The sequence below is a fragment of the Picosynechococcus sp. NKBG042902 genome, assembly GCF_963864045.1.
Classification (GTDB): Bacteria; Cyanobacteriota; Cyanobacteriia; order Cyanobacteriales; family MRBY01; genus MRBY01.
The window spans coordinates 78,659-98,856 of the sequence record NZ_CAWLTV010000070.1; the positions used below are offsets into that span (position 1 = coordinate 78,659).

Sequence of the window (20,198 nt, forward strand, 5' to 3'; positions counted from 1 at the left end):
CCCAAAAATACGTCCCCTCCCCACAGCACACCAGGTTTTTTCTACCCTAAAATTCCTAACCTATGGACCGAGACATAATGAACCATCAAGGCACCTTCTCCCAAAACAATCATCAAGAAACAACAAACTACTACACTGGTCCCCGTTGGCTTGTGGAAGAACGGGATGCCTGTGGTGTTGGCTTTTTGGCCTATAAAGATGGTCGCAAAACCCATAAATTAATTGAACAAACCCTGACGGCCCTCGGCTGCATGGAGCACCGGGGTGGTTGTACCGCCGACCGTGAATCCGGTGATGGTGCAGGGGTGATGACGGCGTTGCCCCACGAATTATTTGCTGAATGGTTCCAAGCAGAGGGGATTACCCAGCCAGCCCCCGAAACCTACGGCGTTGGGATGGTGTTTCTCCCCCAGGCTGAAGCAGAATGTGCAGCGGCAAAAGCGTTAGTTGAAGATGTGCTAACCCGTCGTCAATTCAAAATTTTAGGGTGGCGGGATGTACCTGTGGCCCCAGAAACCCTAGGTATTCAGGCCCGGGAAAACCAACCCCAGATGAAGCAGGTGTTTGTGGTCTCGGAACAGGGATTGACTGGCGATGAACTGGATAAAGCCCTTTACATTGCCCGCTCGGAAATTGGGAAGCACCTCACCGATGTTTTCTATGTGTGTACTTTGTCCTGTCGCACCATCGTTTATAAGGGCATGGTGCAGTCAGAAGTCTTGGGCAAGTTCTACAAGGATTTAACCAACCCGCTGTATAAGAGTGAATTTGCGGTTTACCACCGTCGCTTTAGCACGAATACCATGCCTAAGTGGCCCCTGGCGCACCCGATGCGTTTGTTGGGTCACAACGGGGAAATCAATACACTCATCGGGAATATCAACTGGATGAAGGCCCGGGAAAATATCCTCGAAATTCCCGGTTGGAACAAGGATGATATTGAAGCCCTCCACCCGATTGTCAATACCGATAATAGTGATTCTTTCAATTTAGACAGTGCGATGGAGCTGTTGGTTCGGGCTGGGCGATCGCCCATGGAAGCGGCGATGATCCTCGTGCCAGAAGCCTATCAAAATCAACCCAGCCTCAAAGAACACCCGGAAATCACCGATTTTTATGACTACTACGCGGGTATGCAAGAACCCTGGGATGGCCCGGCCCTCCTCGTATTCAGTGACGGTAAAACTGTCGGTGCAACCCTAGACCGGAATGGTTTACGCCCGGCCCGCTATTGCATCACCAAGGACGGCTATATTCTTGTGTCTTCGGAAGCGGGGGTTGTGGATGTCCTCGACGAAGATATTGTGGAAAAAGGTCGCCTCGGCCCTGGCCAGATGGTTGCCGTTGATTTCCAAACCCAAGAACTCCTCAAAAACTGGGAAATCAAACAGCGGGTTGCTGAATCCCAACCCTATGGCACCTGGCTCAAGGAAAATCGTCAAGTCCTCGAATCCCAAGATTTCGTTGGCGATCGCCAGCAAAACGAAACCGATCTGCTCCGGCTCCAAACGGCCTTTGGCTACACCGCCGAAGACGTTGAGATGATCATCAATGCCATGGCGGAGATGGGCAAAGAACCGACCTTCTGCATGGGCGATGACATTCCCCTGGCGGTACTGTCCGACAAGCCCCGTCTGCTCTACGACTACTTTAAGCAACGCTTTGCCCAGGTCACCAACCCCCCCATTGACCCCCTGCGGGAAAGCCTGGTCATGTCCTTGAATATGTACCTCGGCGAACGGGGTAATCTCTTGGATTGCGGCACCGAAGATGCCAAGGTGCTCAAGCTGAATAGCCCCGTTCTCAACGAAGCAGAACTGCAACGGGTCCGGGATAGCCAACTGGGGGCCACGACCTTGGCAACGACCTATGCGATCGCCAATGGCCCCGATGGTCTCCGGGGTGCCCTCACAAGCCTCTGTGCAGCGGCGGAAGCTGCCGTTCGGGCTGGCAATAAAATTATTATCCTGAGCGATCGCACCGACGGCACCGTCGATCAAGACCACAGTTTTATTCCACCTCTCTTGGCAGTGGGGGCAGTGCATCACCACCTCATCAGCGTTGGCCTCCGCTTGAGTGCCTCCATTGTGGTCGATACCGCCCAATGTTGGAGTACCCATCACTTTGCCTGTCTCGTGGGTTATGGAGCCTCTGCCGTTTGTCCTTACCTCGCCTTAGAAGCCGTCCGTCACTGGTGGCATATTCCCCGGGTCCAGAAGCAAATGGCCGCCGAGCAAATTCCGGCCATGACCATCGAAAAAGCCCAGGATAACTATCGCCATGCCATTGAAGCGGGGCTACTAAAAATTCTGTCCAAGATGGGGATCTCCCTGCTCCAGTCCTACCATGGTGCCCAAATCTTTGAAGCGATTGGCCTCGGCATGGAAGTGATTAATGTCGCCTTCAAGGGCACCACGTCCCGGGTGGGTGGCATGACCCTCGCCGACCTATCCCAGGAAGGGATTGCGTTCCATAGTCGTGCTTTCCCTGAACTTTCCGGCAGTAAACTGGCCAATTATGGCTTTGTGAATTACCGCAAGGGGGGTGAATATCACATGAATTCCCCTGAAATGACCAAGGCCCTCCATAAGGCGGTGGCAGCTTACAACGACGATCAGCAGGAAGCCTTTGATCACTACGGCAACTATCAGGATTATCTAGAAAATCGCCCGGCGACGGCACTCCGGGATTTACTTGATTTCAAGAGCGATCGCCAAGCCATTGATCTCAGTGAAGTCGAGTCCGTAGAAAGTATTGTTAAACGCTTCTGCACCGGTGGGATGTCTTTAGGTTCCCTTTCCCGGGAAGCCCATGAAACCTTGGCGATCGCCATGAACCGCCTCGGTGCCAAATCCAACTCCGGCGAAGGGGGCGAAGATCCCGTGCGCTTTAAGATCCTTGATGATGTGAATGCGAGCGGTGATTCCCCGACCTTGCCCCACCTCCACGGCTTGCGCAACGGCGACACCGCCAACTCTGCCATCAAACAAATTGCCTCCGGCCGCTTTGGGGTGACCCCTGAATATTTAATGAGTGGTCGTCAGCTAGAGATCAAGATGGCCCAAGGGGCGAAACCTGGTGAAGGGGGACAACTACCCGGCAAAAAAGTCAGTGAATACATCGCGATGCTGCGGAATTCTAAGCCCGGTGTGACCCTCATTTCCCCGCCGCCCCACCATGATATTTACTCCATCGAGGATCTCGCCCAGCTGATTTACGATCTCCACCAGATCAATCCTGCCGCGAAGGTTTCTGTGAAGCTGGTTGCCGAAATTGGCATTGGAACCATTGCCGCTGGGGTTGCGAAGGCTAATGCCGATGTCATTATGGTTTCTGGCCATGACGGTGGTACCGGTGCCTCGCCCCTCAGTTCCATTAAGCACGCAGGTTGCCCTTGGGAATTGGGTGTGACCGAAGTGCACAAGACCCTCATGGATAATCAATTGCGCGATCGCGTTATCCTCCGGGCCGATGGTGGTCTAAAAACCGGCTGGGATGTGATCATGGCTGCACTCATGGGAGCCGAAGAGTACGGTTTTGGTTCCATTGCGATGATTGCCGAAGGCTGTATCATGGCGCGGGTTTGCCACACAAACCAATGTCCCGTCGGGGTCGCAACCCAACAACAGCGCCTCCGCGATCGCTTTAAGGGCATTCCTGAGCACGTGGTTAATTTCTTCTACTTCATCGCCGAAGAAATTCGTGCCATCTTGGCCAAATTCGGCTACCGGAGTCTCAATGAGATTATTGGCCGCGCCGATTTGCTCAAGCCCCGTGAAAACGTCAAGCTCACGAAGACCAGTGGTCTCGTCCTAGATTGCCTGACCAACCTGCCAGATGTCCGCGACAATCGCGACTGGCTGAATCACGGTGATGTGCACAGTAATGGCCCTGTCCTAGACGATGAGATTTTGGCAAATGCGGCGGTCCAACAGGCCATCCGTGAACAAGGCTCCCTGAGTCAAGAGATCAAGATCATCAACACTGATCGCTCCGTCGGTGCCCGGGTTTCCGGTTTTATCGCCAAGCAGTACGGCAATGAAGGTTTTGAGGGAGAACTCAAATTCAACTTCAAAGGCTCTGCTGGTCAAAGTTTTGGAGCCTTTAATCTCTTGGGAATGACCATGCACCTCGAAGGGGAAGCCAACGACTATGTGGGTAAAGGGATGAATGGCGGTGAAATTATCATCGTTCCCCCAACCCAGTCCCAATATGCAGCGGCAGATAACGTAATCATCGGCAATACCTGTCTCTACGGGGCGACTGGGGGCACCCTCTATGCGAATGGTCGTGCGGGCGAACGTTTTGCGGTGCGGAACTCGAAGGGTAAAGCCGTTGTTGAAGGTACTGGCGACCACTGTTGCGAATACATGACCGGTGGCGTAATTGTGGTGCTCGGTGATGTGGGTCGTAATGTGGGCGCAGGGATGACCGGTGGCCTCACCTACATTCTCGATGAACACAACACTCTCCCCGAAAAGATGAATACAGAGATTGTGAACATTCAACGGGTCGGTACTACAGCAGGGGAAAAACAATTGAAGGATCTGATCACAGCCCACGCCGAGAAAACCGGTAGCCTGAAAGCCAAGGCAATTCTTGCAAATTGGGCTAACTATTTACCCCAGTTCTGGCAAGTGGTTCCTCCTTCTGAGGCCGATAGCCCTGAAGCCAATGTTAATGCGGCGGCAAAGCAACTCACTTCTGTTTAATGCGAATTATGTGAATTACGCCTAATTAACCCGTAAATCTCCCGGTAATCATCGGGGGATTTTTTTTGGCGATCGCCTACCCTTCCATCTACAAAAAAAAGCGCACCATCAAAGTACGCTTGCTGAGTCAAAAATCTTGGTGAACCTGGGGGACGGACGTTACGACATTATTAGACCAAGGCGGCTGGACGACAAGATTCTTCCCGCCATTGCTCCAGGTCAGTGAGGGAGCGATCGCGATAAACGCCATACCGTTCTTTCTTGCTCCGTACGCGTTCTGCTAGGGGCGGAATAATCCCAAAATTGGGGGGCATCGGTTGAAAATGCTTGGGGGAAGCACTATGGATAAACTCGAAGAGAGCGCCCATCATGGTGGTTTCCGGCAAGGTCAAAGGTGTTAATCCTTGGGCTAACCGCGCGGCATTGGTTCCGGCGAGCCATCCCCCTGCTGCGGCTGCTGTATAACCTTCGGTGCCAATCAACTGGCCAGCGGCGAGGAGGGTCGGGCGTTTTTTAAATTGCAGCGTTGCTTCGAGTAACTCAGGGGAATTTAAAAACGTATTGCGGTGCATCACGCCCATGCGGACAAATTCAGCATTTTCTAACCCAGGGATCATCCGGAACACCCGCTTTTGTTCGCCCCAACGGAGATTGGTTTGGAAACCCACCATATTCCAGAGTTGACCTTGTTTATCTTCTTGGCGCAATTGCACCACTGCATAGGGACGTTTGCCTTTATTTTCGGGGGCGCGAAAATCTCCAAGGCGGGCATCAAAAAGACCCACAGGTTTTAGGGGGCCAAAACGCATGGTATCTTCACCACGGCGGGCTAATTCTTCGATGGGAAGACAGCCTTCAAAAAACTTCGCGGTCTCCAGTTCAAAATCTTTCAGTTCTGCTTGCTCTGCTTCACAAAGGGCCGCCCGAAACGCCTGGTACTGGGCTTGATCCATCGGGCAATTGAGATAGGCAGCTTCTCCCTTGTCGTAACGAGAGGCGAGAAAGGCAATGTCTTGGTTGATGCTTTCACCAACAATAATCGGACTGGCGGCATCAAAGAAGCTCATGTATTCCAAGCCGGTGAATTGTTGCAGTTCTGTGGCGAGGGCAGCGGTGGTCAGAGGCCCAGTCGCTAAAACGGTAATTCCTTCGCTGGGGATTTGGTCTAGGGGTTCCCGGCGAAAGGTGACGAGGGGATGTTCGGCAAGCTTTTGGGTGAGATCTTGACTAAAAACGCCCCGGTCAACGGCTAAGGCTCCCCCCGCAGGAACCCGGTGTTGGTCGGCGGTGCTGATGATCACGGATTGGAGGCGACGAAGTTCCTCGTGAAGCAATCCGGCGGCGCGATCGCTGGAGGCCGCCCCAAAAGAATTACTACAAACCAATTCAGCGAGGTCGGCGGTATGGTGGGCTGGACTTTTTTGGATGGGGCGCATTTCATAGAGAGTGACCGGAACCCCGGCTTGGGCAATTTGCCAGGTGGCTTCTGTGCCAGCGAGGCCACCACCAATTACAGTTACAGAAGGCAGGGTTTTAGTCATGGGCGGTCAAGGTCAAATAGAGTTAGGAGCGGTATTCTATCTTACATTTTGGCTTTGGGGTTTAACGATGGGGGAAGACAAAATAAAACCACCCCGGAGGATGGCTCGTGGCAAAAATTTAAGGAAAAACTTAGGGGGCGATCGCCACTGGTCTAGCCGCAGGAATATCTTGATTCACCGGGGCCGGCTCTGGTTCATCTGTTTCCGAGCCAGTTTCTTGCATTGCCAGACGATAGCAGGGGATCGTGTCCGATAAAATAGCACTCGCCATCATCCCCGTATGAATTTCTAAGATCGCCTGGGGGAGGGCTTCAAACATTAGCCGTTGCCCGGGAAAAACAACCCGCTCAAAATACCAATCTTCAACATTTGTAATACGCGCAACTTGAATTTGACTGGTTGCATTTACATAGCAGCAAAGTAGAGCTTTGTTGTCATCATTTGGGATGGGATCAAGAATTTGAGCCATGGGATTCCTGGGTAAATATTTAAATAGTCTTTTATATCTCTCGATGATAAGCTAACACCGATTGATCCCCAATGGTTGTAACGTCTACTACAAAGACATAAGCTAAGCAAAATAGTTCTTCTTGAAAGTTTGATATTTCTTTATCTATTCGCATTTTGGCAAGATGTTTTCCGAATTTTTCTTTTGTAATTTAAGTAACAATTTTTGATATGAAACCTTATTCTTAAAAGTGTTTCTGGATCCCCAAAAGAATCTTAAGAAAAAATTAAGTTCTTTAAGCTACAAAATAACGCTTGGGGCCAAGACGAAAGCCAATGGGCAAAACTCGACAAATCATCAGGAATTCCATCACCACAGGTCACGAAGGAGAGAATTCTCTGAATTCGTCCCGAGAGTCTAGGTATCGATCCGGCGATCGCGGTAATATCGACTGATCAAATCCGTTGTTTCACCGCTTGTTTCACCATGCCTGAGTTAGAATCTCCCCGCGCCAGGGAACCTTTAAGTAGCCTGATTCTTTACCGTGCCTTTAAATGGGGCTTTGTGAACCCGGTGTTTCGGACGTATTTTCGGGGCCGGGTGTATGGAGTTGAACATGTGCCCAGGGAGGGGCCATTTATCGCGGTGAGTAACCATGCCAGTAACTTTGACCCACCGATTTTATCCAATTGCCTCTGTCGTCCGGTGGCTTTTATGGCGAAGGAAGAATTATTTCAGGTGCCAATTCTCAAGCAGGCGATCGCCCTCTATGGCGCTTACCCAGTGAAGCGGGGGGCCGGGGATCGGGGGGCGATCCGCGCGGCGATCAAAGCCCTCGAACAAGGTTGGGGTGTAGGTATTTTTCTCCAGGGAACCCGGACTCCAGACGGTACGATCACCGATCCTAAACCTGGTGCAGCCCTCATTGCGGCAAAAGCCCAGGTGCCTCTCCTGCCAATCAGTCTTTGGGGCACTGAGAAAATTTTAGTCAAGGGAAAAAAATGCCCCAATCGGTACCTTTAACCGTGCGCATTGGTGAGGCGATCGCCCCCCCCCCAGCCGTGAAAAAAGAATCCCTGAACCAAGTAACCCAAACCTGTACCGAGGTTATTAATCAACTGCACCACCTAGGTCGTTAATCTGGTGATCCAAATCACACCACGTAAGTGATGCAAACCCCCTAAATCGATGGCAGGATTTGTTAGTCTAACGGTAGCTATTCTTACTATCTTGCTTGTTTTACCAATAGAAATGCTAGCCGCATCGAAGCCCTAGGGCAGTCTTAGCATCGCCAAAAACCAACGATCTCAGGCAAGACCCCCTTCCCACGTCAATTCATTTAATGTTCACGTAATATTTACGAGCCATGGCCCAGGCCCAGACCCAGACGGAATTTAAGATCAAGTTTTGGGGGGTGCGTGGCAGTATTCCTTGTCCCGGACGAGAAACCGTCTGCTACGGGGGCAACACCTCCTGTGTAGAAATGTGTGCGGGAAATCAACGCCTAATCTTTGATGGCGGTACGGGACTGCGCCTGCTGGGTGAAGCGTTGGTCGCTGAATCGGTACCGATTGCTGCCCATTTATTTTTTTCCCACTCCCATTGGGATCACATCCAGGGGTTTCCTTTTTTTACGCCCGCTTTTCAGCCGCAAAATCGTTTTAATATCTATGGCGTCACTGCGGACGACGAGATCTCGATTCAAAAACGGCTCCATGACCAAATGCTCCATCCCAACTTTCCGGTGCCTCTCCAGGTGATGCGGGCGGAGTTAAATTTTGTTGCCTTGGCTCTGGGGGAAACGGTGTCCCTCGGAGAAGTACGAGTCACCAATGGGCCTTTGAATCATCCCGGTGGCGCGGTGGGTTATCGAGTGGACTGGCAGGGTTTGGGGGTCGCCTACATCACAGACACGGAACATTACGGCGATCGCCTCGATGATCAAGTGCTACGGCTCGCCCAGGGAGCCGATGTATTAATCATGGATGCGACTTACACAGACGAGGAATATCATGATCCGCGCCATAGCAAAGTGGGCTGGGGCCATAGTACCTGGCAAGAGGCGGTGAAGGTGGCCCAGGCCGCCAACGTTAAGCAATTAATTTTGTTTCACCATAATCCAAGCCATGGTGATGATTTCCTCGATGGCGTCCAAGCAGCGGCCCAGGCTATTTTTCCCCAAACGGCGATCGCCCAAGAAGGAAAAACCATTATTTTGCAAGCCTCCGGAGAAAGAAATCCTGGGCTGCCTGGGTCGGCCCAAGCACTATCCGTCTGATATCGGTATAAAATACGGTCAAATGTTTCGGACTGTAAAGCGTGCGGGTAATCTCATCAACAACTGAAGCGTTAACACCCACTTGCATTGCCCTGGGCAATTTTGACGGGGTTCACCGGGGACACCAGCGGGTCATTGCCCCGGCGGTTACCCAAGCAAGGGCGCTGTCCCAAGGGGTTGTGGTGGGCGATCGCCTTTCAAATTCTCCTAAAATCCACGCCACCGTTGTCACCTTTGACCCCCACCCCCGGGAGTTTTTCTCTGGGAACCCCCAACATCTCCTCACGCCCCTCCCGGAGAAACAAGCCTTTCTGGCGCAGTTTGGGATCGAACAATTGGTGTTACTCCCCTTCGATCGGGAACTCGCGGCCCTCTCTCCCCAGGAGTTTGTCGCCGAAATCCTCGTCAAACAGTTACAAACCCAGTCCATTAGTGTCGGGAGTGATTTTTCCTTTGGTCGGGGGCGGAGTGGCAGTGCCACCGATCTCCAGGCGATCGCCAAAAGCTTTGGGATCGATGTTCATATCACGCCCCTGTGCCGGGAAGCCGAAACAAGAATTAGCAGTTCTGCCATTCGCGAAGCCCTGGCGACGGGACAAATTCAATACGCAAATCAACTCCTCGGTCGTCCCTATTCCCTCCAAGGCACCGTAACCCATGGTCAAAAATTAGGCCGTCAAATCGGTTTTCCCACCGCCAATCTCCAGGGAGAAGCGACGAAATTTTTACCGAAATACGGAGTCTATGCGGTGCAAGTCACCAGCGATGTTTTGCCCACCGCCCAATGGGGCATACTAAACATTGGGTGTCGTCCCACGGTCACAACCACTGCCCTGCCGACGGTGGAAGTGCACCTCTTGGATTATCACCAGGATCTCTATGGGGCCAACCTGAAGGTGGATCTCCTCCATTACCTGCGTCCAGAACAAAAATTTGCCTCCCTCCAGGCCCTCCAAAATCAAATTCACCAGGATGGCGATCGCGCCCGTACCCTGCTCACCACCACCTCCAATCAGCATGAAAGAACGCATTCGTGACCTCACCGATAACCTCTCGAAAACCATCGTCGGTAAAGAGGATGCCATTCGTCTTGTCCTTGTGGCGATGTTAAGTGGCGGCCATGTGCTCCTCGAAGACGTCCCCGGCGTTGGCAAGACCCTCTTAGCAAAATCCCTCGCCCGTTCCGTCAATGGCCGCTTTCAGCGGATTCAATGCACCCCCGATCTCTTGCCCAGTGACATTACAGGCACCAATATTTGGAACCCCAGTAGTCGCGAATTTGAATTTTTATCCGGCCCTGTGTTTGCCAATGTCCTCCTCGCCGACGAAATTAATCGGGCCACCCCCGTACCCAGTCCGCACTTCTTGAGGTGATGGAAGAGCAACAGGTGACCGTCGATGGTGAAGCCCGTAAAGTGCCTAAACCTTTTTTCGTGATTGCGACCCAGAACCCCATCGAATACCAGGGCACCTTTCCGCTCCCAGAAGCCCAGATGGATCGTTTTATTCTTTCGCTTACCCTCGGCTATCCCGGCTTTTCTGAGGAGGTAGATATGCTCCAACTCCACCAATCCCGCATTGCTCCAGAGGAACTCAAGCCCTGTATTTCCCTAGAGGAGATGCGTGAGCTCCAAAGTCTTGTGAATCAAATCCACGTCGAAAAATCGATCCAGGAATATATCGTCAAAATTGTCCAAAAATCTCGCAATTACGAAGGGATTATTCTGGGGGTGAGTCCCCGGGGCACGGTGGCTCTCCAACGGGCGGCCCAGGCCTATGCGTTCTTGGCGGATCGAGATTTCATTACGACCGATGACATCAAATACCTTGCACCGTTTGTTTTAGCCCATCGGGTGATTGTCACCGGGGGCAAAGGCGCGAAGGACGTGATCAAGACTTTGGTGGCGACAATTACTGACCCTTCCACGCCCAATAGTGATTACAGTTTGCCGACGACCTAAAATCACCATGTTAAGATTAGTAACGTTTTGTGTTTTTTAGGATTAATGGGGCAACTGGATGTTCGGCAAAATTTCCCTGGGTAGTGTGGGTTTAGTGGTGGGAGGTATTCTCTCGGTGGTGGGTTTCGCGGCCTATGGCTTTGGTAATGCCACCTTAAATTTGGCGGGGATGTTCTACGGCATCCCGATTCTTTTGGGCGGGTTGGCCCTCAAGGCAGCGGAAATTAAACCGATCGCCTACAGCAAAGCGCTTTCACCGGAATTAGAAGCACTGCGGGACAGCCAAGCAACGGCAACTCAACAGCAAATCAGAAAAGATGTGACCCGGTATCGCTATGGTCAAGATTGTCATTTAGATGATGCCCTAGAACGCTTAGGATTAAGCCCGACGGACGAGGAACGGCCTCTATTACACCACATCCGCGAGGAATCCCGGGAAGGACGCTATGCGTTGGTACTGGAATTTAAGTCGCCGTTATTTTCCCTAGAAGATTGGCAGACCCGCCAGGAGAAAATTGAACGGTTTTTTGGCCCCAACGTGACGGCGGCGATCGCCCAACCCACAGAAGATGAAATTGAACTGGCATTGATTCGTGCTGAGTAGCCGATGGGGGCGATCCATTTATAAAACTTTACGATGTTGCTAAGTATTGCAAAGGAAATAAAGCAAAGGCTCAGCTTTGGGCAAAACTAGGGACAATTACGCTAAAAAATCCAAAATTTATTTAATCGTTATTTAGGAGTCAAGATTTATGTCCCTTGCCCTTACCGTTGCCGCTGCTGTGCCCACCACCATGGCCTGGAGCCCCAAAGTCGCCGTTGTGATGGTGATCTGCAATGTTTTGGCGATCGCCATTGGGAAAGCCACCATTAAGCACCCCTCCGAAGGCCCCGAATTGCCGATGCCTGATATGTTCGGTGGCATGGGTCTCCCTGCGCTCTTAGCAACCACGAGTTTCGGACATATCCTCGGTGTTGGGGTGATCCTCGGCCTAGGTAGCATGGGTGCCATCTAAGAAACCTGTGTTTGCTGGTTTGATTTGAGCTTGTCATTATTTAAAATTCGTCGTTTTGTCTTTTGTTTTGGAGAAGGTTGTTGGATCCCCGGAGTTTTTCTGGGGATTTTTGTTGTGGGGGTGGTTTAAAAAATCCAGGGGCGATCGCCGTCAGTGAGCAACAACTCCGAGCAACGCCAGCAAATTAGCTGTTTTAAAATAAAAGGCTAAACCTCCATTGCAACTGCCAGTCCAAAGTTGACCGCCCCTATGCTCGCCGAAATTAAAAGCCTTGCCGAAACCTTAGCGCCCCGTTTAATTGAAATCCGTCGCCATATCCACGCCCACCCCGAACTCAGCGGCGAGGAGCAACAGACAGCGGCCTATGTGTCTGGGGTTTTATCTTCCTGCGGCATTGCGGTACAGGAGTCCGTGGGAAAAACAGGGGTGGTTGGTAACCTCCGGGGCCAAGGCACCGATCCGCGCACCCTAGGGATCCGGGTCGATATGGATGCGCTGCCAATCCAAGAATGTACAAAATTAGATTACGCTTCTACCCGCATGGGGGTGATGCACGCCTGCGGCCATGATGTACACACAACGGTGGGTCTGGGGGCAGCGATGGTTTTGGCCCAACTCCCGGAGGCGATCGCCGGTAATATTCGTTTTTTATTTCAGCCTGCCGAAGAAATTGCCCAGGGGGCGAAATGGATGGTTGATGACGGTGCCTTGGTGGGGATCGATGGGGTGATTGGCTTACACGTTTTCCCGACCATTCCCGCTAAAAACATTGGGATTCGCTATGGTGCCCTCACGGCTGCCGCCGATGATTTAGAAATTTTTATCTACGGTGAATCGGGCCATGGGGCGCGACCCCACCAAGCCATTGATGCGATTTGGATTGCTGCCCAGGTGGTCACGGCCCTACAACAGTCGATCAGCCGCACCCAAAATCCCCTGCGACCCATCGTCCTCACCATTGGCAAAATTAACGGGGGCCGGGCCGCCAATGTCATCGCCGATGAAGTACACATGACTGGCACCGTGCGATCGCTCCACCCAGAAACCCATGCGGATTTACCCCAATGGATTGAAAATATTGTCGCCAATATCTGCAATACCTACGGCGCGAAATATAAGGTCAACTACCAGCGGGGGGTGCCTTCAGTGCAAAATGATCCCGGTTTGACGAAAATCCTTGAACAGGCGAGTCGGGAAGCTCTGGGCGATCGCCATGTAGAAATTTTGCCGGAGCCTTCCCTGGGGGCCGAAGATTTTTCCATGTACCTCGAAAATCTCCCCGGGACGATGTTTCGCTTGGGGGTCGGCCACCAAAACCGCTTGAACTATCCCCTGCACCATCCCCTCTTTGACATTGATGAAAGCGCAATTCTGACAGGGGTCGTTACCCTCGCCTACACGGCCCACAAATATTTCCAAGCCACAGCCCCGGCCCCAAGCCACCAATCTCTGGAAAACATCCCACAATAGAGGGGATTATTTTTCGAGGTAACAGCAGCTATGGCTTTTCCCCAACGCGATCTCCGTCAAATCCACCGCCGCCTTGTGCCGATTATGGTCGCGCCTCTGTTGATTACGGTGTTGACGGGATCCCTGTTTCAAGTGGCTTCTTTGACGGGCAATACGGCGGATTTTTATTGGTTGTTAGAGCTCCACCGGGGACATTTTGGCCCTGTGAATTTAGAGGTGATCTATCCTTTTCTCAATGCCCTGGGCTTGCTTTTGCTCCTGGCCAGTGGGGCGATGATCTGGTGGACGACGCGACCACGACAGCGGCAACGCCCTTAAAAATTGGTAGGATTGGAAACATTCGCAGATTGATCGTCGGGTATGACCATAAAAATTGCTCACCTTGGGCCAGCGGGCACCAACGCCGAAGCAGCGGCACAGACCTATCAAGGATGGTTGCAGCGGGAACAATCGCCGGCTGTGGATCTGGTACCCTGCCAAAGCATTGCCCAGAGTTTGTATGCCCTCGCCCACGATGAGGTGCAATTAGCGGTGATCCCGGTGGAAAATTCGATTCAAGGGTCGGTGGCGATCGCCTTAGATTTGGTCTGGGAATTGCACCCTTTATCCATCTGCCATCAAATTATTCTGCCCATTCACCATGCCCTAATTTCCTTCGCCCCAGACTTTAGCGAGATCAAAGAAGTCCGCTCCCACCCCCAGGCCTTGGCCCAATGTCAACGGTGGCTGGAAAAACATCTGCCCCATGCGGCGCTCATTGAAGCGAATTCAACCACGGCGGTCTTGGGTAGCCTCAAGGACAATCCTCACCTAGGGGCGATCGCCGCGCCCCGGGCAGCACATCTTTACCACTTACCCATCGTGGTAGATGCCATTGGTGATTTTCCGCAAAATTGCACCCGGTTTTGGGTTTTAGGGAAGGACGTCCAGACGGCTGGGGATGTGATTTCCCTTGCCTTTACCCTGCCCGCAAAAATTCCTGGGGTTCTCGTGAGTGCCCTAGAGGTCTTTGCCCGCCGCAAAATTAACCTCAGCCGCATTGAATCGCGCCCCACGAAACGCTCCCTGGGGGAATATTTATTTTTTGTCGATCTCGATGGTTGTCTTACAAATCCCGATGTTCAGGCAGCCCTGACGGAACTCCAGACCCACACAGAAATTTTAAAAATCCTCGGCAACTACCGCACGATTCCTTTAGTTTCCCTAGGGGCAACGCCCGCCCCTGATCTCCAGGTGTAGGATGCTCGTTTTTTGTTTGAAAAATAGGTGAGTTACAGACAAACGACCCCTTAACTAGCGATGGAGGGAGAATTCACCGGAGCTTCGGACGAGACAGTCGCCGTTCCATTCAGGCCAGGGTTAGTTTGGCTGGGTAGGCGCTGCTCAATCATGGCGATCGCCCTGGTCACACTTTCGGGGAAAATCACCACCAGAGCCTCTTGGGGCGCTTCATCGAGGGCAATATTCAAGGCCCGTTGTTCATCAAGAATGGTTTCGTATTGGCAATTGGGATTTTCTTCTTGAATCCCCTGGCGGATTAAATCTGCCACTTCCCCTGCGTGGCGGCCCCGTTTGTCATCGTCTTCTTTAACGATAATTCGGTCAAAAACCGCAGCGGCAATGCGCCCCAACAAAATTAAATCCTCATCGCGGCGATCGCCAGGGCCACCCACCACCCCGATTCGTTCGCCGGGCCAGTTTTTCACAAAGGCACCAACGGCCTCATAACCCGCCGGATTATGGGCATAGTCCACCAGCGCGTGGTGCGTTCCCAAATCAAAAAGGTTCATCCGTCCTGGGGTCTGGGCTGCCGAAGGCTTAAAGGTGCGTAACCCCTGGCGAATATGTTCAATATCAACGCCCTGGGCAAAGGCGGCCAAACAAGCAGCGAGGGCATTGGCGATCATAAACGGAGCCATGCCCCCCATTGTCACCGGCGCGTGCTTCACATGCTCCACCTGTAGCTTCCATTCTCCTTCTAACAACGTCAGATAACCATTGTCATAAACCGCCGCCAGTCCACCCCGTCGTATGTGCTCTAAAACCAAGGGATTATCTGGCTGCATCGAAAAATAAGTGACCTTGCCCCGCACCTTTTCGGCCATGGCGGCAACGAGGGGATCATCCGCATTCAGAACCGCATAGCCATCGGGACTGACTGTTTCAGCAATCACGCCCTTGACCTGGGCCATTTGCTCAATGGTATTGATATCCCCTAGACCCAGGTGATCTGCTGCGACATTAAGGACGACTCCTACATCACAGCGATCAAAGGCTAAACCAGCCCGTAAAATACCGCCCCGGGCTGATTCCAGGACGGCCACTTCCACCGTTGGGTCTTGGAGAATCATCGCCGCACTTTGGGGGCCAGTATTATCACCCTTTTGGGCGAGATAGTCACCGATGTAAACCCCATCTGTGCTGGTATAGCCCACGACTTTTCCCGTTTGGCGATAGATATGGGCCGTTAAACGGGTAGTGGTAGTTTTGCCATTGGTTCCCGTCAGGGCAATGATGGGGATCCGGCTGGGGGCACCATCAGGATAGAGCATATCCAGTACTGGGGCCGCCACATTTCGGGGTAAACCACGGCTTGGCGCCACGTGCATCCGAAAACCAGGAGCCGCATTGACCTCCACAATCACCCCATCGGTATCGGGGAGGGGCTGAGTAATGTCTTCAGTAACCACATCAATCCCGGCAATATCCAAGCCAATAATTTTGGCCACCCGCTCAAAGAGCCACACATTGTAGGGGTGGATATCATCGGTACGATCAACGGCAATGCCCCCGGTACTGAGGTTCGCCGTGGCTCGCAAATAGGCAATTTCTCCGTCCTGGAGTACGGTATCCAGGGATAAGCCTTGGCGATCGAGCACCTTCAGGGCTGTTTGGTCGATGACGATGCGAGTGAGGACATTATCATGGCCGTCGCCCCGGTTTGGATCGCGGTTTGTTTCTTCGATGAGGGTTTCAATGGTTGAGTGACCATCCCCGACCACATGGGCTGGTACCCGTTCGGAGACAGCAACGAGCTTACCGTTAATAACCAATACCCGATGGTCACTGCCTTTGTAGTAACGTTCTACGATGACGGAGCGGGTTTTTGAGGCTTCACTGGCGAGATCGTAGGCGTGTTCTGCGTCGGCCCAGGTTTTGATATCAATGGTAATGCCACGGCCATGGTTACCATCGAGGGGTTTAATCACAATGGGATAGCCACCGACATCTTCAATGGCATCCTCAAGGTCATCTAAATAGCGAATCACGGTACCACGGGGCACGGGGACACCCGCATCGGCCAGGATATTTTTGGTGCCTTCTTTGTCACAGGCTAATTCAACGGCTAAAATGCCAGATTGGTTGCTGAGGGTGGCTTGCAGTCGTCGCTGATGTAGGCCATAGCCCAGTTGAATCATGGAACGGGCACTGAGCAATGACCAGGGAATCCCACGGGATTCGGCTTCTTTGACGATGGTTTCGGTACTGGGGCCGAGGGCTGAACTGGCACAGAGATCTTTGAGATCGGCGAGATCCTGCTCTAGTTCTTTGGGGGAATAGCGCCCAGTATCAAGGATGGATTGACAGAGGCGTACGGCGGCCCGTCCGGCATAACGTCCGGCTTGTTCATAAATATATTCAAAAACGACATTGTAGACACCATGATCGCCAGTGGCCCGGGTGCGACCAAACCCAACGGGCATACCCGCTAATTCTTGGAGTTCGAGGGCGACATGTTCCACGATGTGACCCATGAGAGTTCCTTCCCGGACACGGCTTAAAAAACCACCCCGGCAACCGGGGGAGCAGTGGTGTTCGACGAGACTCGGGAGGGTTTCGCTGAGAGCTTCGTAGAATCCGCTAATTTCGTTGGAGGGGATTTCCGCAATTTCTTCGAGATCGAGACGCATGACGATCAACTTTTTGCGTCGAATACTCCAATAATTGGGGCCTCTGAGGGTTAGGGTCTTGAGGATTCTCATAGGTTGGCGTGGTTGAAAGTCTGGTGGGGCTGGGCGCAAATGCCGCTGGGTGGACGATAAGCGGCGTTAGACCAATGCTATCCGCAGCAGTGGCCTGTCAAGGGGAAATGGTGAACTGGAGTATGACATTTGGCGATCGCCCTAGAATTGCTAATTATTCTAGGACAATTTGTTCGTGGATTATTTGTCGGTTAGTGACCATCATTTAAAGGTTTCCGGACATTGGCCGATGGTTTTTGAGGTCGTAGCGATCGCCATGGCAGAGGATATGCAAATGCAAATTGTGGAGACTCAGCGGTTCTGATGTATCGACACGGGACTGATTTGTGTGGGTCAAATCCTGGGCATCAACAATGGTGACTGTCCCCCGGCCCAGGACTTCTAAGTACCCTTCCTGTTCAAAGACCGCCGCCGTATCTTCGTCAATGCCGATCCCCAGGCGGTCTGGATGCACGGCGATCGTACTCAGGAGACGCACCATGCGATTGCGGTTGTGAAAATGCTGATCGACGATAATTTCTGGAATCATCCCCAGGCCCATGGCCAAATCCACCAGACCCCGGTTGGGAGATTCGCCGCTACTGCCCCCAGCGATCATATGGTGGCCCATCACCGCGGCCCCGGCGCTCGTGCCAGCGAGGGTGATTTCGCCGCTGTGAATTCGTTGACGGATGCGTTCCATCAATGGCGTATCTGCAAGTAGACCACAAAGGCGAAGCTGGTCGCCGCCCGTCATAAAGACGCCAGTACAATCTTCAACAAATTCTTGGTAATAGCGATCTTCAGCATGGATGCGATCGCGCACGTCTAAGACCTTAACCTTTGCGACGCCCATATCCTCAAAGATCCGTTGGTAGCGATCGCCAATCAGTAACGGTTCGCGGGATGCCGATGGAATAATGGCGATCGCCGCCCCAGTGCCCCCAGACCGTCGGAAAAACGAAGCGAGAATTTCCTTACCATGAACCTTATCTTCCGCTCCCCCAATGACAAGGATGGAACTCTTAAAAGAAGTTTGCTGAGCAAGAGAAGTTTCTGACGGCATTAGTTTAATCTTGAGGACAGGTGAGAGGCGAAATTCCAGATCCGTTTGCACTTGGTGAAGCCACCATGGGGGCCGAGCCATTGACCAGATTCCTGCGGTCTGAACCCTTACCAAAAGAACCAGAGAAATCCAGAAAAATCCCCACAATTATTGCATAGTCCTTGTCATTCTCAAATTAGCTGATTATTCTTTTTTAGGTCAAAAAACCATCACTTTCACTCCCCCTTTTTCTATGGCTTTACATTTCGATCTTGTGACCCTTTTTCCGGATTTTTTTACCTCGCCGCTCCAGTCCGGCCTCCTGGGAAAAGCTTTAGGGAAAGGCATTGCCACCGTTAACTTCACTAATCCCAGGGATTTCACCACCGATAAACACCGGAGCGTTGATGATGAACCCTATGGGGGCGGTGCGGGGATGTTATTAAAACCAGAACCCCTCTTCGCCGCAGTCGAGTCTTTACCCGTGCAACCTAAGCGGGAAGTGATCTTGATGACGCCCCAGGGACAACGGCTCGACCAACAACTTTTGGCGGAATTAACCACCTATGACCAGTTGGTTCTAATCTGCGGCCATTATGAAGGGGTCGATGAGCGGGTGCGGGAGCATTTGGTGACCCGGGAAATTTCCTTGGGCGATTTTGTCTTGACCTGTGGCGAAATTCCGGCGTTAACGTTGCTCAACGGTGTGATTCGCCTACTGCCGGGCACGGTGGGCAAAGAAGCATCCCTGAAAGCCGATAGTTTTCAGGTGCCGCTGTTGGACTATCCGCAATATACGCGCCCGGCCAAGTTTCGGGAGTGGGAAGTACCGGCGGTCTTGCGGTCTGGTAATCACCAAAAAATTGCGGAATGGCGTTTGGCCCAGCAAATCCAACGCACCCAGGCCCGACGACCGGATCTTTGGGAGGCGTGGCAGGCTTCCGAGGGGGAGGTTCAGGAATGATTGTGAGTCTTTATCACCGATTATTGGGCATGATGTTGGCGATCGCCAGCCAATTTGAGGGCCATGACACCTCGCCCCTGCTCCTTTCAATGCAGGCCCTGATGAACCAATACAGCGAAACCGGAACACCGGGCAGTTGGCGGCCCCCGTTTACCGAAGAGCCCTTAGAAAATGCGTTTTTGTTGTTGCCACTGTTGGTGTTTTGCCATGAAGATCCCCAGGATTTAGGCGATCGCCTGGGAAAATTTGACCTGCCCCCGGCGCAGTACCCTATGGTGTTGGATTTGGCCGCGGCCTTGAGTGCTTGTTTCCGAGAAAAACTCACCCCTGGGACATTCCGCACCCACATCGCGCAAGATTCTCCAGTCGGCACACTACTACCATCCCCCTGGACTCCCCAACAGAACTGGACAAGCTTCAGTCGGACGATTCGGGCCGAAAAACAGCTTGATCAGGCAACGCGACAACTTTTGCTAATCTATGGGGCGATCGCCTATGGTGACGGGCGTTGGTCAGAGAGTTTCGCCCTAGTCCGGTCAGAATCGAGTATTATCAGCCTTTGGGTCGCCATTTTTGTCGGTGTCCTCCGGGGCGATCGCCATTTACCCCTATGTTTACGGCTACATCATGATTTAGAGGCAATGGAAACCCAAGTCTTACAGTTTTGGAGCCGCTGGTCGGGACTTCCCCCAGAAAATCAGTTACAGTTGGAGCAGGTACCCCTTATTGCAAGTCAGTCCGTTCTCCAATCTCGTCCCCAGCTTCAACTTATTTCCCAACGCCACCTTGTTTAGCATCCCG

Annotated in this window: 14 protein-coding genes and 2 pseudogenes; 12 read left to right on the forward strand and 4 right to left on the reverse strand. The window is 52.4% G+C overall.

From position 1 onward, the window contains the following. The first annotated feature begins 77 nt into the window (after positions 1 to 77). The gene (gene gltB, locus AACR41_RS09190; RefSeq protein ID WP_045441848.1) at positions 78 to 4,712 is read left to right on the forward strand and encodes a glutamate synthase large subunit; all 4,635 of its coding nucleotides are present in this window, start codon (positions 78 to 80) and stop codon (positions 4,710 to 4,712) included. Positions 4,713 to 4,882: 170 nt separating this feature from the next. Here the strand turns inward: gltB and trmFO are convergent, their stop codons facing one another. Together trmFO and AACR41_RS09200 are read right to left on the reverse strand one after the other, a co-directional pair. After that, positions 4,883 to 6,253: an FADH(2)-oxidizing methylenetetrahydrofolate--tRNA-(uracil(54)-C(5))-methyltransferase TrmFO gene (gene trmFO, locus AACR41_RS09195; protein WP_030006886.1), complete on the reverse strand. Its 1,371-nt coding sequence runs from the start codon at positions 6,251 to 6,253 to the stop codon at positions 4,883 to 4,885. Positions 6,254 to 6,383: 130 nt separating this feature from the next. Beyond that, positions 6,384 to 6,722, reverse strand: a complete 339-nt coding sequence (locus tag AACR41_RS09200) for a DUF1830 domain-containing protein (protein ID WP_030006887.1) — start codon at positions 6,720 to 6,722, stop codon at positions 6,384 to 6,386. A 465-nt stretch (positions 6,723 to 7,187) separates the two neighbouring features. Here AACR41_RS09200 and AACR41_RS09205 point away from each other — a divergent pair. The 9 genes and pseudogenes from AACR41_RS09205 (at position 7,188) to pheA (ending at position 14,665) form a co-directional block, all read left to right on the forward strand. Next, positions 7,188 to 7,840: pseudogene (locus AACR41_RS09205) on the forward strand (lysophospholipid acyltransferase family protein). A 227-nt stretch (positions 7,841 to 8,067) separates the two neighbouring features. Further along, the gene (locus AACR41_RS09210; protein ID WP_030006888.1) at positions 8,068 to 8,979 is read left to right on the forward strand and encodes an MBL fold metallo-hydrolase; all 912 of its coding nucleotides are present in this window, start codon (positions 8,068 to 8,070) and stop codon (positions 8,977 to 8,979) included. 41 nt (positions 8,980 to 9,020) lie between these two features. Further along, positions 9,021 to 10,016: a bifunctional riboflavin kinase/FAD synthetase gene (locus AACR41_RS09215; protein WP_012307994.1), complete on the forward strand. Its 996-nt coding sequence runs from the start codon at positions 9,021 to 9,023 to the stop codon at positions 10,014 to 10,016. Continuing rightward, positions 9,997 to 10,940 (forward strand): annotated as a pseudogene (locus tag AACR41_RS09220) (AAA family ATPase). Before AACR41_RS09215 ends, AACR41_RS09220 begins: the two are co-directional and overlap by 20 nt. 58 nt (positions 10,941 to 10,998) lie before the next feature. After that, complete coding sequence (locus AACR41_RS09225) at positions 10,999 to 11,544, forward strand: DUF2854 domain-containing protein (protein WP_030006889.1); 546 nt, start codon at positions 10,999 to 11,001, stop codon at positions 11,542 to 11,544. A gap of 148 nt (positions 11,545 to 11,692) precedes the next feature. Then, a complete protein-coding gene (gene psaK, locus AACR41_RS09230) occupies positions 11,693 to 11,956 on the forward strand; it encodes a photosystem I reaction center subunit PsaK (protein ID WP_012307997.1) in 264 nt (87 codons plus the stop codon). Between the two features lie 249 nt (positions 11,957 to 12,205). Beyond that, a complete protein-coding gene (locus tag AACR41_RS09235; RefSeq protein WP_030006890.1) occupies positions 12,206 to 13,426 on the forward strand; it encodes a M20 family metallopeptidase in 1,221 nt (406 codons plus the stop codon). Positions 13,427 to 13,456: 30 nt separating this feature from the next. Continuing rightward, positions 13,457 to 13,744 carry a hypothetical protein gene (locus tag AACR41_RS09240; protein WP_030006891.1) on the forward strand — a complete coding sequence of 96 codons (288 nt, stop codon included), beginning with the start codon at positions 13,457 to 13,459 and terminating at the stop codon, positions 13,742 to 13,744. Between the two features lie 42 nt (positions 13,745 to 13,786). Beyond that, positions 13,787 to 14,665, forward strand: a complete 879-nt coding sequence (gene pheA / locus AACR41_RS09245; RefSeq protein ID WP_030006892.1) for a prephenate dehydratase — start codon at positions 13,787 to 13,789, stop codon at positions 14,663 to 14,665. A gap of 50 nt (positions 14,666 to 14,715) precedes the next feature. Here the strand turns inward: pheA and cphA are convergent, their stop codons facing one another. Together cphA and AACR41_RS09255 are read right to left on the reverse strand one after the other, a co-directional pair. After that, positions 14,716 to 17,409 (reverse strand): cyanophycin synthetase, encoded by a 2,694-nt coding sequence (cphA, locus tag AACR41_RS09250; protein WP_030006893.1) that lies wholly within the window; start codon positions 17,407 to 17,409, stop codon positions 14,716 to 14,718. A 205-nt stretch (positions 17,410 to 17,614) separates the two neighbouring features. Further along, positions 17,615 to 18,454, reverse strand: coding sequence for a cyanophycinase (locus AACR41_RS09255; protein WP_012308002.1), 840 nt, complete (start codon positions 18,452 to 18,454; stop codon positions 17,615 to 17,617). Between the two features lie 232 nt (positions 18,455 to 18,686). Here AACR41_RS09255 and trmD point away from each other — a divergent pair, with 232 nt between their 5' ends. Continuing rightward, the gene (trmD, locus tag AACR41_RS09260; protein ID WP_030006894.1) at positions 18,687 to 19,397 is read left to right on the forward strand and encodes a tRNA (guanosine(37)-N1)-methyltransferase TrmD; all 711 of its coding nucleotides are present in this window, start codon (positions 18,687 to 18,689) and stop codon (positions 19,395 to 19,397) included. 2 nt (positions 19,398 to 19,399) lie between these two features. Then, positions 19,400 to 20,191, forward strand: coding sequence for a hypothetical protein (locus AACR41_RS09265; protein WP_339367633.1), 792 nt, complete (start codon positions 19,400 to 19,402; stop codon positions 20,189 to 20,191). Positions 20,192 to 20,198: the final 7 nt, after the last annotated feature.